At 69.0% G+C, this 13,850-nt stretch carries 11 protein-coding genes and 1 tRNA gene; 5 read left to right on the plus strand and 7 right to left on the minus strand.

The window, feature by feature from the left end:
* Nucleotides 1-22: 22 nt before the first annotated feature.
* The 3 genes from ACIRQP_RS23490 to ACIRQP_RS23500 all read right to left on the minus strand — a co-directional run bounded on the left by ACIRQP_RS23490 (nucleotide 23) and on the right by ACIRQP_RS23500 (nucleotide 2,272).
* The gene (locus tag ACIRQP_RS23490; RefSeq protein WP_403893092.1) at nucleotides 23-919 is read right to left on the minus strand and encodes a cytochrome c biogenesis CcdA family protein; all 897 of its coding nucleotides are present in this window, start codon (nucleotides 917-919) and stop codon (nucleotides 23-25) included.
* Nucleotides 916-1,755: a DsbA family protein gene (locus tag ACIRQP_RS23495; protein ID WP_403893093.1), complete on the minus strand. Its 840-nt coding sequence runs from the start codon at nucleotides 1,753-1,755 to the stop codon at nucleotides 916-918. Before ACIRQP_RS23495 ends, ACIRQP_RS23490 begins: the two co-directional genes overlap by 4 nt.
* An 88-nt stretch (nucleotides 1,756-1,843) precedes the next feature.
* Complete coding sequence (locus tag ACIRQP_RS23500) at nucleotides 1,844-2,272, minus strand: hypothetical protein (protein ID WP_403893094.1); 429 nt, start codon at nucleotides 2,270-2,272, stop codon at nucleotides 1,844-1,846.
* Nucleotides 2,273-2,464: 192 nt separating this feature from the next.
* On the opposite strand from ACIRQP_RS23500, the gene hrpA reads away from it, so the two are divergent.
* From hrpA to ACIRQP_RS23515, 3 genes are all read left to right on the plus strand, one after another.
* The gene (gene hrpA / locus ACIRQP_RS23505; protein WP_403893095.1) at nucleotides 2,465-6,472 is read left to right on the plus strand and encodes an ATP-dependent RNA helicase HrpA; all 4,008 of its coding nucleotides are present in this window, start codon (nucleotides 2,465-2,467) and stop codon (nucleotides 6,470-6,472) included.
* Nucleotides 6,473-6,574: 102 nt separating this feature from the next.
* Nucleotides 6,575-6,649, plus strand: a tRNA-Asp gene (locus tag ACIRQP_RS23510).
* A gap of 278 nt (nucleotides 6,650-6,927) precedes the next feature.
* Entirely contained in the window at nucleotides 6,928-7,140 is a 213-nt protein-coding gene (locus ACIRQP_RS23515; RefSeq protein ID WP_403893096.1) for a DUF6274 family protein, read from the plus strand.
* A gap of 411 nt (nucleotides 7,141-7,551) precedes the next feature.
* Here ACIRQP_RS23515 and bldC read toward each other — a convergent pair whose 3' ends face one another.
* Together bldC and ACIRQP_RS23525 are read right to left on the minus strand one after the other, a co-directional pair.
* Nucleotides 7,552-7,758, minus strand: coding sequence for a developmental transcriptional regulator BldC (gene bldC / locus ACIRQP_RS23520; RefSeq protein WP_003949541.1), 207 nt, complete (start codon nucleotides 7,756-7,758; stop codon nucleotides 7,552-7,554).
* Nucleotides 7,759-8,323: 565 nt separating this feature from the next.
* The gene (locus ACIRQP_RS23525; RefSeq protein ID WP_403893097.1) at nucleotides 8,324-9,196 is read right to left on the minus strand and encodes a hypothetical protein; all 873 of its coding nucleotides are present in this window, start codon (nucleotides 9,194-9,196) and stop codon (nucleotides 8,324-8,326) included.
* Between the two features lie 177 nt (nucleotides 9,197-9,373).
* Here ACIRQP_RS23525 and ACIRQP_RS23530 point away from each other — a divergent pair, with 177 nt between their 5' ends.
* Nucleotides 9,374-10,474, plus strand: coding sequence for a Leu/Phe/Val dehydrogenase (locus tag ACIRQP_RS23530; RefSeq protein ID WP_403893098.1), 1,101 nt, complete (start codon nucleotides 9,374-9,376; stop codon nucleotides 10,472-10,474).
* Between the two features lie 302 nt (nucleotides 10,475-10,776).
* The gene (locus tag ACIRQP_RS23535; RefSeq protein WP_129769940.1) at nucleotides 10,777-11,028 is read left to right on the plus strand and encodes a DUF3073 domain-containing protein; all 252 of its coding nucleotides are present in this window, start codon (nucleotides 10,777-10,779) and stop codon (nucleotides 11,026-11,028) included.
* A gap of 148 nt (nucleotides 11,029-11,176) precedes the next feature.
* On the opposite strand, the gene purM is transcribed toward ACIRQP_RS23535, so the two are convergent.
* Nucleotides 11,177-12,247, minus strand: a complete 1,071-nt coding sequence (purM, locus tag ACIRQP_RS23540) for a phosphoribosylformylglycinamidine cyclo-ligase (protein ID WP_403893099.1) — start codon at nucleotides 12,245-12,247, stop codon at nucleotides 11,177-11,179.
* 73 nt (nucleotides 12,248-12,320) lie between these two features.
* Nucleotides 12,321-13,847, minus strand: coding sequence for an amidophosphoribosyltransferase (purF, locus tag ACIRQP_RS23545; protein ID WP_403893100.1), 1,527 nt, complete (start codon nucleotides 13,845-13,847; stop codon nucleotides 12,321-12,323).
* Nucleotides 13,848-13,850 lie beyond the last annotated feature (3 nt).

Here is a 13,850-nt window from a genome sequence, read left to right on the forward strand (position 1 = left end):
GAGATCGTCGGCGGGGGGTTTCTCATGCCCCGGTCTCGGTACGGGCCGGCTCGGCCCGCTTGTCACGCTCGTCCCTTCCCTCTCCCTCCCGGTCGTCGCGGTCGTCGCGTCCGTGGAGCAGGCGCATCAGTGTGATCACCGCCACCACCAGCACCACCCCGCTCAGCAGCGCCCAGTCCGGGACCGCCGCCCCGACCCCGCGCGCCCACTGTTCGGTCGCGAAGGAGTCGTCGACCGAGAGCAGCCCCGGCAGCGCCGTCGTCCCGTCGAAGACGAGGAAGACCGCGCCCATGACGATGAAGAAGAGCCCCGAGAGCAGCGAGGTCGTGTGCAGTTCGAAGCGTCCGAGCCGGAAGGCCCGGCCACGCAGCCACCGCCGCCCGCCGAGATCGAACCGCTCCCAGAGCAGGGCGAGCAGGAAGAGCGGTACGGCCATGCCCAGCGCGTACACCGCGAGCAGCAGTCCGCCGTAGACCGGACTGCCGCTCAGCGCGGCCACGGTCAGCACGCTGCCGAGGATCGGGCCCGCGCAGAAGCCGGCGAGCCCGTAGACCAGACCGAGGGCGTACACGGACAGCGCGGTCGTCGACCGGATCCGGCCCGACAGCGCGGCCATACGACGCGAGGCGAAGCCCATGCCGAGGATCTGGGCGACCCCGAGCGCGATGATCAGCCAGCCTCCGACGGCGACCAGCAGATCGCGGTGGCCGTAGAACAGCCGGCCGGCGAAGGAACCGGCGGCGCCCAGCGGGACGAGCATGGTCGCCAGGCCGAGATAGAAGATGCCGGTACGGGCCAGGAGCCGGCCGGCCGAGTCGATGGAGTACGCGAAGAACGCGGGCAGGAGCAGGGCGCTGCACGGGCTGAGCAGTGCGAGGAGACCGCCGAGCAGGGCGACCGGATACCCGATGTCGGTCACTGGTCCCCCTTGCCGTCCGTACCTGCCCTGCCACCCTTTTCGACCTCGGGAGCCCCCTCGGAAGCACCTTCGGAAGCGGCCTCGGGGGCGCCCTTCGCCGCGGCCTTCGCCGACTCGATGGCCTGCGTGAAGGTCTCCACCGGCTGCGCGCCCGCGATGGGCCGGCCGTTGATGAGGAAGGACGGCGTGGAGGTGGCGCCGAGGCCGTATGCCTCCTCCTGGTCCTTCCGTACGGCCGCCGCGGCGGCGTCCCCGGCGCGGTCGCGCCTGAACCGGTCGAGGTCCTTCACTCCGGCCTCCCGGGCGAGCGCGTCGAGCCGGTCGGCGCCGAAGCCCTTCTCCTTCGACCCCTCGGCGTACGCGGCCGAGTGGAACTCCCAGAAGCGGCCCTGCTGTCCGGCGGCCCAGCCGGCGCGCGCGGCGGTCTCCGACTCCTTGCCGAAGATCGCGTAGTTGCGCCACTCGATGCGCAGGGTGCCGTTCTTGACGTACTTCTCGACGAGGCCGGGCTCGGTGTCGCGGGCGAACTGGCCGCAGTAGCCGCACTTGAAGTCGGCGTACTCGACCATGACGACCGGCGCGTCCGCTCGGCCGACGGCGAGCGGGTCCGCTTCGTCACGGCGGGCGAGCTTCGCCAGCTCGGGATAGACCCCGGCCTGCGGCTCCCGAGGCTCCCGCGGGTCCTGCGGCTCTGCGGAGACCTCGGTGACCGGGCCGTCCCCGGTCGCGACGCGGTTGGCGGTGTCGGGCTTGGTGGTGGTGTACGAGACGACGCCGAGCAGGGTGGCGGCGGCCACGACTCCGGCGCCGATGACGAGGGCACGGCGGGAGGACATGCGGGAAGGCTGTGCGGACATGGGTATGCGGCTCTCCGTTGCGATCCACGAAAAAAAGGGGGACGAAAGGGTCGGAGGCAGCCAGGCCCTATACGCGCAGTACGGAGAGATCGACCGGAGACGGCGCGGCGACCGGAGACGGCCCGCGGTCGGGCGTCACGGCGAGTACGGCCTGAGCGACGCCCCACGCGCCGGCGATGTCGCGGGCGTCGTGCAGCGCGGGCAGCAGTTCATGGACGGAGTTGCCGCGCGCGGGGGTGAGGGGCGGGGTGCCCGTATCGTCCCGGTCGCCGCGCCCGCACCCCGGAGTCCGGCCGCCGTGTCCGGCGTCGTTCGCGACGACCTCGGCCCCGGCGGCCACGGCGGTCCCGACAGTCTCGTCGGCGCCAACGGTCTCGTCCGCCGCCACGGCCGACGGAAGACAGAACAGCAGCGCGACCAGCACCCCCAGCAGCGCCCCGCCCGCACCCGCACCCATGAAGCGGCGGCGCCTGCTTCCGGTGCGGGTGTTGATCATCGGCTGAGCCTCTCCGAGGGCCGGCGGTACGAGGGGCGACGGTACGAGGGGGACGGGTGCGTGCCTCGCATCGTAAGGGGTGATCATGCCAACCGGGCAATACGGCCCGCCGACCCGCCGGGCCGCCGCGTCGGGTCCGCCGCTGAAATGGGTTCGCCACTCCCGAGCGGCGGGTGAGATCCTGGGCCAGGTATGTCTACTTCCTTCACCGACCTCCAGACCCTGCTGGCCGACGTCTCGCTGCGCGACGCGCAGCGGCTCGGCCGCCGTCTCGAAGGCGCACGGCGCATCCGTAAGCCCGACGCACGGCAGGCCGTGCTGGACGAGATCGCCGGCCAGGCCGGAAAGGCCGCCGAGCGCATCCGGCTGCGCGCGGCGCGGATGCCCGCCGTCTCGTACCCCGAACAGCTGCCCGTCAGCCAGAAGAAGGACCTGATCCTGGAGGCGATACGCGACCATCAGGTCGTGATCGTCGCCGGTGAGACCGGCTCGGGCAAGACGACGCAGATCCCCAAGATCTGTCTGGAGCTGGGCCGCGGGGTCCGCGGCATGATCGGGCACACGCAGCCCCGCAGGATCGCCGCGCGTACCGTCGCCGAGCGCGTCGCGGAGGAACTGGACACCCCGCTGGGCGAGGCCGTCGGATGGAAGGTCCGCTTCACCGACCAGGTCAACCAGGACGCGACGTTCGTCAAGCTGATGACCGACGGCATCCTGCTCGCCGAGATCCAGACGGACCGCGAGCTGCTCGCCTACGACACGATCATCATCGACGAGGCCCATGAGCGAAGCCTCAACATCGATTTCCTACTGGGCTATCTCGCCCAGCTGCTCCCCAGACGCCCGGACCTGAAGGTCGTCATCACCTCCGCGACCATCGACCCGGAGCGCTTCTCCCGCCACTTCGGCCGCATCGCCTCCGTCGGAGTCGATGGCGGTGACGGCGGAGACGGCGGAGAGCGGCGGGGCGCGCCCATCGTGGAGGTCTCGGGGCGTACGTACCCCGTCGAGGTCCGCTACCGGCCCCTGCTGGAGGAGGACGGCGAGGAGGGCGACCGCGACCAGATCACCGCGATCTCCGAAGCCGTGGACGAACTCCAGTCGGAGGGCCCCGGCGACATCCTGGTCTTCCTCTCCGGCGAGCGTGAGATCCGTGACACCGCGGACGCCCTGGAGAAGCGCAAGCTCCGAGGCACCGAGGTCCTCCCCCTCTACGCCCGGCTCTCGCACGCCGAGCAGCACCGCGTATTCCAGCGCCACAGCGGACGCAGGATCGTTCTGGCGACGAATGTGGCCGAGACCTCGCTGACCGTCCCGGGCATCAAGTACGTCATCGACCCGGGCACCGCCCGTATCTCCCGCTACAGCCACCGCACCAAGGTCCAGCGGCTGCCGATCGAGCGGATCTCCCAGGCCAGCGCCAACCAGCGCAAGGGCCGCTGCGGCCGTACGTCGGACGGGATCTGCGTACGGCTCTACTCCGAGGACGACTTCGAGTCGCGCCCGGAGTTCACCGACGCCGAGATCCTCCGTACGAATCTGGCGTCCGTCATCCTCCAGATGACCGCGGCCGGCCTGGGCGACATCGAGAAGTTCCCCTTCATCGATCCGCCGGACCACCGCAATATCCGCGACGGTGTGCAGCTGCTCCAGGAGCTGGGCGCGTTCGACCCGTCGCAGGCCGCGCAGAAGGATCCGAAGAAGCGGCTCACCCCGCTCGGCCGCAAGCTCTCCCAGCTCCCCGTGGACCCGCGGCTGGCCCGGATGGTCATCGAGGCCGACCGCAACGGCTGCGTGCGCGAGGTGATGGTGATCGCCGCCGCGCTCTCCATCCAGGACCCGCGCGAGCGGCCCGCCGAGAAGCAGGCCCAGGCGGACCAGCAGCACGCCCGGTTCAAGGACGAGACCTCCGACTTCCTGGCCTTCATCAATCTCTGGCGTTACATCAGGGAACAGCAGAAGACGCTGTCCTCCTCGGCCTTCCGCCGGATGTGCAAGTCGGAGTATCTGAACTTCCTGCGGATCCGTGAGTGGCAGGACATCTACTCGCAGCTGCGTACGGTCGCCAAGCAGATGGGCATCCACCTCAACGAGGAGGACGCGGCGGACCAGTCCGTCCACGTCTCGCTGCTGGCGGGGCTGCTCTCGCACATCGGGATGAAGGATGTGAAGGACGGCGCCAAGAACGAGTATCTGGGCGCCCGCAGCGCGAAATTCGCGGTGTTCCCCGGTTCGGCGCTCTTCAAGAAGCCGCCGCGCTTCCTCATGTCCGCCGAGCTGGTGGAGACCTCCCGGCTCTGGGCGCGGGTCAACGCGAAGATCGAACCCGAGTGGATCGAGCCCCTGGCCGGCCATCTCCTCAAGCGGACCTACAGCGAGCCGCACTGGGAGAAGGACATGGCGGCCGTGATGGCGTACGAGAAGGTGACGCTGTACGGAGTACCGATCGTCGCCCAGCGCAAGGTGAATTTCGGCCGGATCGACCCGGAGGCGTCCCGGGAGCTGTTCATCCGTCACGCGCTGGTCGAGGGCGACTGGCGCACGCACCACCAGTTCTTCCATGACAATCGCAAACTCCTGGGCGAGGTCGAGGAGTTGGAGCACCGCGCCCGGCGCCGCGGCATCCTCGTGGACGACGAGACGCTCTACGACTTCTATGACCAGCGGGTGCCGGACGAGGTGGTCTCCGGCGCGCACTTCGACTCCTGGTGGAAGAAGAGACGCCGCGAGGAGCCGGAGCTGCTCGACTTCGAGCGCTCGATGCTCATCAACGAGAAGGCCGGCTCCGTCACCAAGGACGACTATCCGGACTCCTGGCGGCAGGGACCGCTCAAGTTCCGCGTGACGTACCAGTTCGAGCCCGGTACGGACGCGGACGGCGTGACCGTCCACATCCCGCTCCAGGTACTCAACCAGGTCACCTCCGAGGGCTTCGACTGGCAGATCCCGGGCCTGCGCGAGGAGGTGGTCATGGAGCTGATCCGCTCGCTGCCCAAACCGATCCGCCGCCACTACGTGCCCGCGCCGAACTACGCCAAGGCGTTCCTGGAGCGTGCCGTGCCCCTTCAGGAGCCGCTGCCGGTGACGCTGGCCCGCGAACTCCAGCGGATGGTCGGGGTGCCGGTCACGGCCGACGACTTCGAACCGGCCCGGATGCCCGACCATCTCAGGATCACGTTCCGCATCGTCGACGAGCGACGGCGCAAGATCGCCGAATACGCCGAGGGCAAGGACCTGGAGGCGCTCAAGCTCCGGCTCCGTCCCAAGGCCCGCCAGGCGCTCTCCCAGGCCGCCGCGGCCACCGCCGAGCGCGCGGGCGGCGAGGCCATCGAACGTACGGGGCTGACGGAGTGGACCATCGGCACGCTCTCCCGGGTCTTCGAGACCCGGCGGGCCGGCCAGCCCGTCAGGGCGTACCCGGCGCTGGTCGACCAGGGCGCGACCGTGGCCGTACGGCTCTTCGACACCGAGGCGGAGCAGCGGCAGGCGATGTGGGCCGGGACGCGCCGGCTGATCCTGCTGAACATCCCGGTGAACCCGGCGAAGTTCGCCTCCGACAAGCTCACCAACCAGCAGAAACTGGCACTCTCCCGCAATCCGCACGGCTCGATCCAGGCGCTGTTCGACGACTGCGCCATGGCCGCCGCCGACAAGCTGATCGCGGACCACGGGGGTCCGGCGTGGGACGAGGAATCCTTCCGGAAGCTGTACGACAAGGTGCGCGCCGATCTCGTCGACGCGACCGTACGGACCATCGGGCAGGTCCAGCAGATCCTGGCCGCCTGGCAGGCCTGTGAGCGCCGTCTGAAGGCCACGGGGAGCCTGACGCTGGTCAACAACGTCCAGGACGTCAGGGACCAGCTGGCGGCCCTCGTACCGGCCGGCTTCGTCACCCGCACCGGGCTGCGCCGGCTGCCCGACCTGATGCGCTATCTCGTCGCGGCGGACCGCAGGCTCCAGCAGATGCCGACGAGCGTCCAGCGCGACACCACGCGCATGGAGAAGGTCCATGAGATGCGGGACGAGTACGCCTGGCTGCTCGAACAGCTGCCGCGGGGACGGCCGGTGCCGCAGCAAGTGCTGGACATCCGCTGGATGATCGAGGAGCTGCGGGTGAGCTACTTCGCGCACGCGCTGGGCACCGCGCAGCCCGTCTCGGACAAGCGCATCATCAAGGCGATCGACGCGGCGGCGCCGTAACGCGTTCATGGCGGGGGGGTGCGCGGGGAGTGAGTTCGACCGGACCCTCCGAGCTGCTGTAGAGTCTCGTTTCGCAGCCGCCACCAAGGGGCCGCGAAACCTGGTCCTGTGGAGCAGTTTGGAGTGCTCGCCACCCTGTCAAGGTGGAGGCCGCGGGTTCAAATCCCGTCAGGACCGCAGAAGAGGAAGAGCCCGCATCCCATCGGACGCGGGCTCTTTCTTATGTGTCCGCGTCACAGGCGACCGTTCCGCGTCACAGGCAACTGTTCCGCGTCACAGGTGACCCCATTGCATACGGCAAGCGCCGTCGACGCGGTGGTCACGCGGCAGTAATGGCGTACCCAAATCCGCCGGGCCATGGCCGCAGCTCCTTGACGGCGCCAACGGCCGGGGGTACCTAAGCAGAAGGGCCCCACGCTCACCGCATCCACGGGCCCGCACCGGGGGTGGCGTGCGTGACGGCATCGACGACCAAGCACGAGACCCGCGCGCTGCTGCGCGCCCATCTGGCGGCCGCGTCCGGCCACCCGCATCGCACCGGGCACTGCCCGATCTGTCATCGCCTCCAGCGGCTCGCCATGGAAGCGTCGGCGGGCGACGACCTGTTCCTCGAAGACCGCTTCCTGGACGACGAGTTGGCCGAGGGGCAAGCCACTTCCGCTCCGTGACCCGCCGTGTGGCGGTGATCCACTCCCTAGCGCGCCCGCTATTGGCAAGACCTTCATGATGTGACGCTAGTCACCGAATGAGTTTCTGGAATGGCGGCGCTTACACCCCACCTACAATCCACCAATTTAATATGTGCAATTGCACCCTCTTCCGACCCTCCCCCGAAGCACCTCCCACACCGCTCGCACAGTGCCCCAACAGGGCCGGGACACCGCCTCCCCGGCGCACAAAAAAGATCGCGCTGGACCCGGCGGAGTCCAGCGCGATCGACGACTTACCCGTGATGCGAGGGCATGGGACCTGTTGGGGCAGGCGCCCGTCGTGTGGAGCTATGTGTCGGGACGACCGGGTTTGGGGGACCCGGTTGTGCCCTGCTTGTAGTTGAGCCCTAATGAGCCTTACTGGGGTGTTCAGGCCTCGCTGCGCTGCTGCGGAATACCCGCAAGCAGTGCGCGGACCTCTGCCTCGCGATACCGGCGATGCCCACCGAGCGTGCGGATGGACGTGAGCTTGCCGGCTTTTGCCCAGCGCGTGACCGTCTTCGGGTCCACGCGGAACATCGTGGCAACCTCAGCCGGGGTCAGCAGCGGCTCGGCATCAGGGGTGCGAGCGGTCATGAGCGGCCTCCTCGGGAGAACCGAACCATCTCGGTTCTTTCCTCTAAATTCTGCACCTTGACCCGCGTTGCCCGAAATGGCGGACGCGGGCCGAGTCGGTTATAGGACGAACGGCTTGTCCTCGGCACTACAACTACACCATCCGTCCAGCCACGTCGGCCAAACCGATGGAATTGCCCTCTGAGGTGCTCATCAGTGGCGGAAGCCGATGGACCATGCCATAGCGGACAGTCACGTCACAGATACGATCAGTCACAGAGCGATCAGGAGTCAACAGACCCCCCACATAGAGTGCAATGCTGAGCGTTCCGCCCACACTTGGACGGAAGGAACCCTCCCCGGACTCCTTGTCCTATTTTGACACGAGGGTGGGTGATGGGCGCAAGAGCCCCGTTAGTGCGGTCCGTCACGCTTGAGACAAAGGCCCGGATCGGGACCTCTGCCCTAGGACCCGGTTCACCGCCCGTGAACGACCGCGCACTGCCCGTTTCGGTGCCCGTTTCGCGCGCTCTCCGCCCGCCACTCTCCGCCTCGGGGGAGTCGGTGAGTGAGACAGAGTATGAACTCAGTTCGCGAACTGGCGGTCCCGGACCGCCCGCCACCGCTCCGTGAGCCGTCCGTACGCCTCTCCGGCACCCTCGTCGTCCCCGTCACGCAGCGCCGTGATCGCCGCCGCCACGTCGGCCGCCGAGTGGTCCTCGGCCAGCTGAGCGCAGGACAGTACGTGCACCAGGCCGCCGTAGTCCAGTTCGACCAGTGAGCGCGGGTGGAACTCCTCCAGCCAGCGCCCCACGTCCACCAGGCCCTCGATCAGCGGACCGTCGTCCACGGCGTTCCGCAGGGTCTTCAGCGAGCGGGCCAGCCGGCGCCGGGCCTGCACCATCGGGGTCCGGTAGCGCAGCACCCGCGCTTTGGCCCCGCCCTCCCCGGCCCCCGCGCCCTCCTCGGCCGCACCTGGCTCAAAAGTGCGCTCGTCGTCGGAGAAAAGCGTGAACCAGCGCACCGGCACCTGCCAGACCGCCGTCCGGATCCACGGCCGCGCGTCCGGGTTGCGGTCCCGCCAGCGCTCGTAGTCCTTCTCCGCCTGCCCACGCACCACCGGCGGCAGCACCGCGTCCAGCAGCGGTACGGGCAGCAGCTCCCCCAGCTCCTCCAGGGCCAGCCAGCCGCGCAGCCGGGTCCGCCACGGACAGACGCACACCACGCCGTCCACCTCGGTGATGAAGGCGTCCGCGCTCTCGTGCACCGGTACGGGCACGGGAGGGGTAGGCAGCAAGTCGGCCAGGGAGCGCCGTAGTTCGTCCTGTGCGGTCGGCGTGCCGTCCCGGGCGGCGTAGCGGCGCCAATGGCCGCGTTCGGGCTCCGCGAAGGCCGCCAGCGGCTCGTAGACCCGCAGGTAGGACGCGTAAGGGACGAAAATTGAAGACACCGCCGGCATGCGGCGCATCGTCCCATGCCTGTACCCCACAAGGGGGTGATCCTTGGCACTGCGGCTGATCTGCGCCCCCGCAGGACTTACTCTCTTGCTTGCTCGACCGCCCCATCCTTCAAGGGGTCCCTCCCCACCCATAGGAGGGGCCTTCCCACCGCCGCTTCGTACTTGGGAGTCACCACAGTGACCGATGTGACCGGCGCTCCTGTCGATGTACTGCACACCCTGTTCCGTTCGGAGCAGGGAGGCCACGAGCAAGTCGTGCTCTGCCAGGACCGTGCCAGCGGCCTCAAGGCCGTGATCGCCATCCATTCGACCGCCCTGGGCCCCGCCCTGGGAGGTACGCGTTTCTACCCCTACGCGTCCGAGGAAGAGGCCGTCGCCGACGCGCTGAACCTCTCCCGGGGCATGTCGTACAAGAACGCCATGGCCGGGCTCGGCCACGGCGGCGGCAAGGCCGTGATCATCGGGGACTCCGCGCAGACCCAGGGCAGCCGGCGTACCGCGCTGCTGCTGGCCTACGGCCGGTTCGTGGCCTCGCTCGACGGCCGGTACGTCACCGCCTGCGACGTCGGCACCTACGTCGCGGACATGGACGTCGTGGCGCGGGAGTGCCGGTGGACCACGGGACGGTCGCCGGAGAACGGCGGCGCGGGCGACTCGTCGGTCCTGACGGCCTACGGGGTCTTCCAGGGCATGCGGGCGAGCGCGCGGCACCAGTGGGGCGACCCCTCGCTGCGCGGCCGTACGGTCGGCGTCGCGGGCGTCGGCAAGGTCGGGCGGCATCTGGTGGAGCATCTACTCCAGGACGGCGCCCAGGTCGTCATCACGGACGTACGGGAGGAGTCGGTCACCCGCGTCACCGACCGGCATCCGCAGGTCGCCGTCGTCGCCGACAACGACGCGCTGATCCGCACCGCGGGCCTGGACATCTACGCCCCGTGCGCGCTCGGCGGCGCGCTGAACGACGAGTCGGTACCCGTCCTCACCGCGGCCGTGGTGTGCGGAGCGGCCAACAACCAGCTCGCCCACCCCGGCGTCGAGAAGGACCTCTCGGACCGCGGGATCCTCTACGCGCCCGACTACGTGGTGAACGCTGGCGGGGTGATCCAGGTCGCCGACGAACTGAACGGGTTCGACTTCGAGCGCTGCCACGCGAAGGCCGGGAAGATCTTCGACACCACGCTGGCAATATTCGCACGTGCGAAGGAAGACGGTATTCCGCCGGCCGCCGCAGCGGACAGGATCGCCGAACACAAGATGGCGGAAGCCCGCCACCGCTGACCGTCCGCAACGCCGGCGTGACGCCCGGTGGACCGTATGGGAGACCGTTCGGGAGACCAGACTCACGCCGGTCGGCGGGTCGTCCCTCAAGAAGAGGTTAAAATCGCAGCTGACCAGCGAGGACGGGGCATCTCGTTGGTCCTGCGCCGGGGCGCGTCATGCGGGCGGCGTACCGTATGGCCGCGGAAGCAGGTACCGTTGAAGCCCTACGGACGGGTCTCTCCGCGGAGAGCTCGTTCTGATTCATGAACGCGTGTCAAGACTCTGGGGCCGTCGAGCCCCGTCACCGAGGGGGTCGAGCCATGGGGCGCGGCCGGGCCAAGGCCAAGCAGACGAAGGTCGCCCGCCAGCTGAAGTACAACAGCGGCGGGACTGACCTGTCGCGTCTGGCCAACGAGCTGGGCGCATCGCCTTCAAGTCAACCACCGAACGCGGAGCCGTTCGAGGATGACGACGAGGAAGATGACCCGTACGCGAAGTACGCGGATCGGTACAACGACGACGAGGACGAGGACGACGAGTCCGGGCCCTCGACGCAGCGCCGCGGCGCTTGACGTCCGTATACGTCGATATACCCCGAGCAGTAGCTCATTGCCCGGTCCTGGGCGGTAGTCCGGGACCGGGTTCTGTGCTGTCCGCTTCTGCGCTGCCCACGGGGCCCCCGGCGGTGCCGGGACCGCCCCTGGACGGCTCTGTCCGCACTCAGCCCGCGTAGTCGCCGGTCAGCGTGGCGCCGGTGGCGTGGCCGGCCCGCTCGGTGATCTCTCCGGCGATCCAGGCGTCCATCCCACGGTCGGCGAGCGTGGTGAGCGCGGCGTCGGCCGACTCCGCCGGGACGACCGCCATCATGCCCACGCCCATGTTCAGCGTCTTCTCCAGCTCCAGGCGCTCCACCCGGCCCGCCGTTCCGACGACGTCGAAGACCGCGCCGGGCGTCCAGGTCGAGCGGTCCACCGCCGCGTGCAGTCCGTCCGGGATCACCCGGGCCAGATTGGCGGCCAGACCGCCGCCGGTGATGTGGCTGAACGCGTGCACCTCGGTGGTCCTGGCAAGCGCCAGACAGTCCAGCGAGTAGATCTTGGTGGGTTCGAGCAGCTCCTCGCCCAAGGTGCGGCCGAACTCCGCGACCTCGCGGTCCAGCGACCAGCCGGCCCGGTCGAAGACCACGTGCCGGACCAGCGAGTACCCGTTGGAGTGAAGACCGGAGGACGCCATGGCGATCACCGCGTCACCCTTACGGATACGATCCGCGCCGAGCAGCCGGTCCGCCTCGACCACGCCCGTACCAGCGCCGGCGACGTCGAAGTCGTCCTCGCCGAGCAGTCCGGGGTGCTCGGCGGTCTCGCCGCCGACCAGGGCGCAGCCGGCCAGCACACAGCCTTCGGCGATGCCCTTGACGATGGCGGCGACCCGCTCGGGGTGGACCTTGCCGACACAGATGTAGTCGGTCATGAAGAGGGGCTCGGCGCCGCAGACCACCAGGTCGTCGACGACCATGCCGACCAGATCGTGACCGATCGTGTCGTACACACCCATCTTGCGGGCGAGATCGACCTTCGTACCGACACCGTCGGTGGCGGAGGCGAGCAGCGGGCGCTCGTAGCGCTTGAGGGCGGAGGCGTCGAAGAGGCCGGCGAAGCCGCCGAGGCCGCCGAGGACCTCGGGGCGCCCGGTCTTCTTCACCCACTCCTTCATCAGCTCGACCGCGCGGTCACCGGCTTCGATGTCGACGCCCGCGGCGGCATAGCTGGCACCAGTAGTCGTTTCGGACATGGCTGGGTACTTTCCTGTCGTCTTGCGGTCGTCGGAGGGACGGACGGTCACGGGCGGGGAGGGACGCGGGCGGCTACGGGCGGCGGAGCGCGTCCGTGGCGGCGGTATCGGCCGGTCCTGCCGCCAGCTCGGTCTCCAGCAGCTGCTTGCCGAGCAGCTCGGGATCGGGAAGATCCATCGGGTACTCACCGTCGAAGCAGGCACGGCAGAGATTCGGCTTGGCGATGGTCGTCGCCTCGATCATCCCGTCGAGGGAGATGTAGGCGAGGGAGTCGGCTCCCATGGAGACGCCGATCTCCTGGACCGTCATGCCGTTGGCGATCAGCTCGGCGCGGGTGGCGAAATCTATCCCGAAGAAGCACGGCCACTTCACCGGCGGCGACGAGATCCGGATGTGGACCTCGGCGGCGCCCGCCTCGCGGAGCATCTTGACCAGGGCGCGCTGGGTGTTGCCGCGGACGATCGAGTCGTCGACGACGACCAGGCGCTTGCCCCGGATGACTTCCTTCAGCGGGTTCAGCTTGAGGCGGATGCCCAGCTGGCGGATGGTCTGGGACGGCTGGATGAAGGTCCGGCCGACATAGGCGTTCTTGACCAGGCCCGAGCCGTACGGGATACCGCTGGCCTCCGCGTAGCCGATCGCGGCCGGGGTGCCGGATTCCGGGGTCGCTATGACCAGATCCGCCTCGGCCGGAGCTTCCTTGGCGAGTTTCCGCCCCATTTCGACCCGGGACAGATACACGTTCCGCCCGGCGATGTCCGTATCGGGACGGGCCAGATAGACATACTCGAAGACACAGCCCTTGGGCTTCGCTTCCGCGAATCGCCGCGAACGGAGACCGTTCTCGTCGATGGCGATCAGCTCGCCAGGCTCGATCTCCCGGACGTACGAGGCGCCGCAGATGTCGAGAGCGGCGCCCTCGGAGGCGACGACCCAGCCACGTTCGAGCCGGCCGAGGACCAGCGGGCGGATGCCCTGGGGGTCGCGGGCGGCGTAGAGCGTGTGCTCGTCCATGAAGACGAACGAGAAGGCGCCCTTGACGTCGGGCAGCACCTTGACGGCGGCGTCCTCGACGGTGAGGGGCTTGCCGTCCTCGTCGACCTGGCTGGCGAGCAGCGCCGTGACCAGGTCGGTGTCATTGGTGGCGGCGACGCGGGTCGTCCGCCCGTTCTCCTTGGGCAGATCGGCGACCATCTCGGCGAGCTGGGCGGTATTCACCAGATTGCCGTTGTGGCCGAGCGCGATCGAACCGTGGCCGGTGGCCCGGAAGGTCGGCTGCGCGTTCTCCCACACAGAGGCTCCGGTGGTGGAGTAACGGGCATGGCCCACGGCGATATGGCCTTGGAGCGAGCTGAGGGAGGTTTCGTCGAAGACCTGTGAGACAAGGCCCATGTCCTTGAAAACCAGGATCTGGGACCCATTGCTCACTGCGATGCCCGCGGACTCCTGTCCACGGTGCTGCAGGGCATACAGTCCGAAATAGGTGAGCTTGGCGACCTCTTCGCCCGGGGCCCAGACTCCGAAGACGCCACAAGCGTCCTGGGGGCCTTTCTCTCCGGGGAGCAGGTCGTGGTTGAGTCGTCCATCACCACGAGGCACACA

It is taken from the genome of Streptomyces sp. NPDC102274 (assembly GCF_044766385.1).
Taxonomy (GTDB): Bacteria; Actinomycetota; Actinomycetes; order Streptomycetales; family Streptomycetaceae; genus Streptomyces.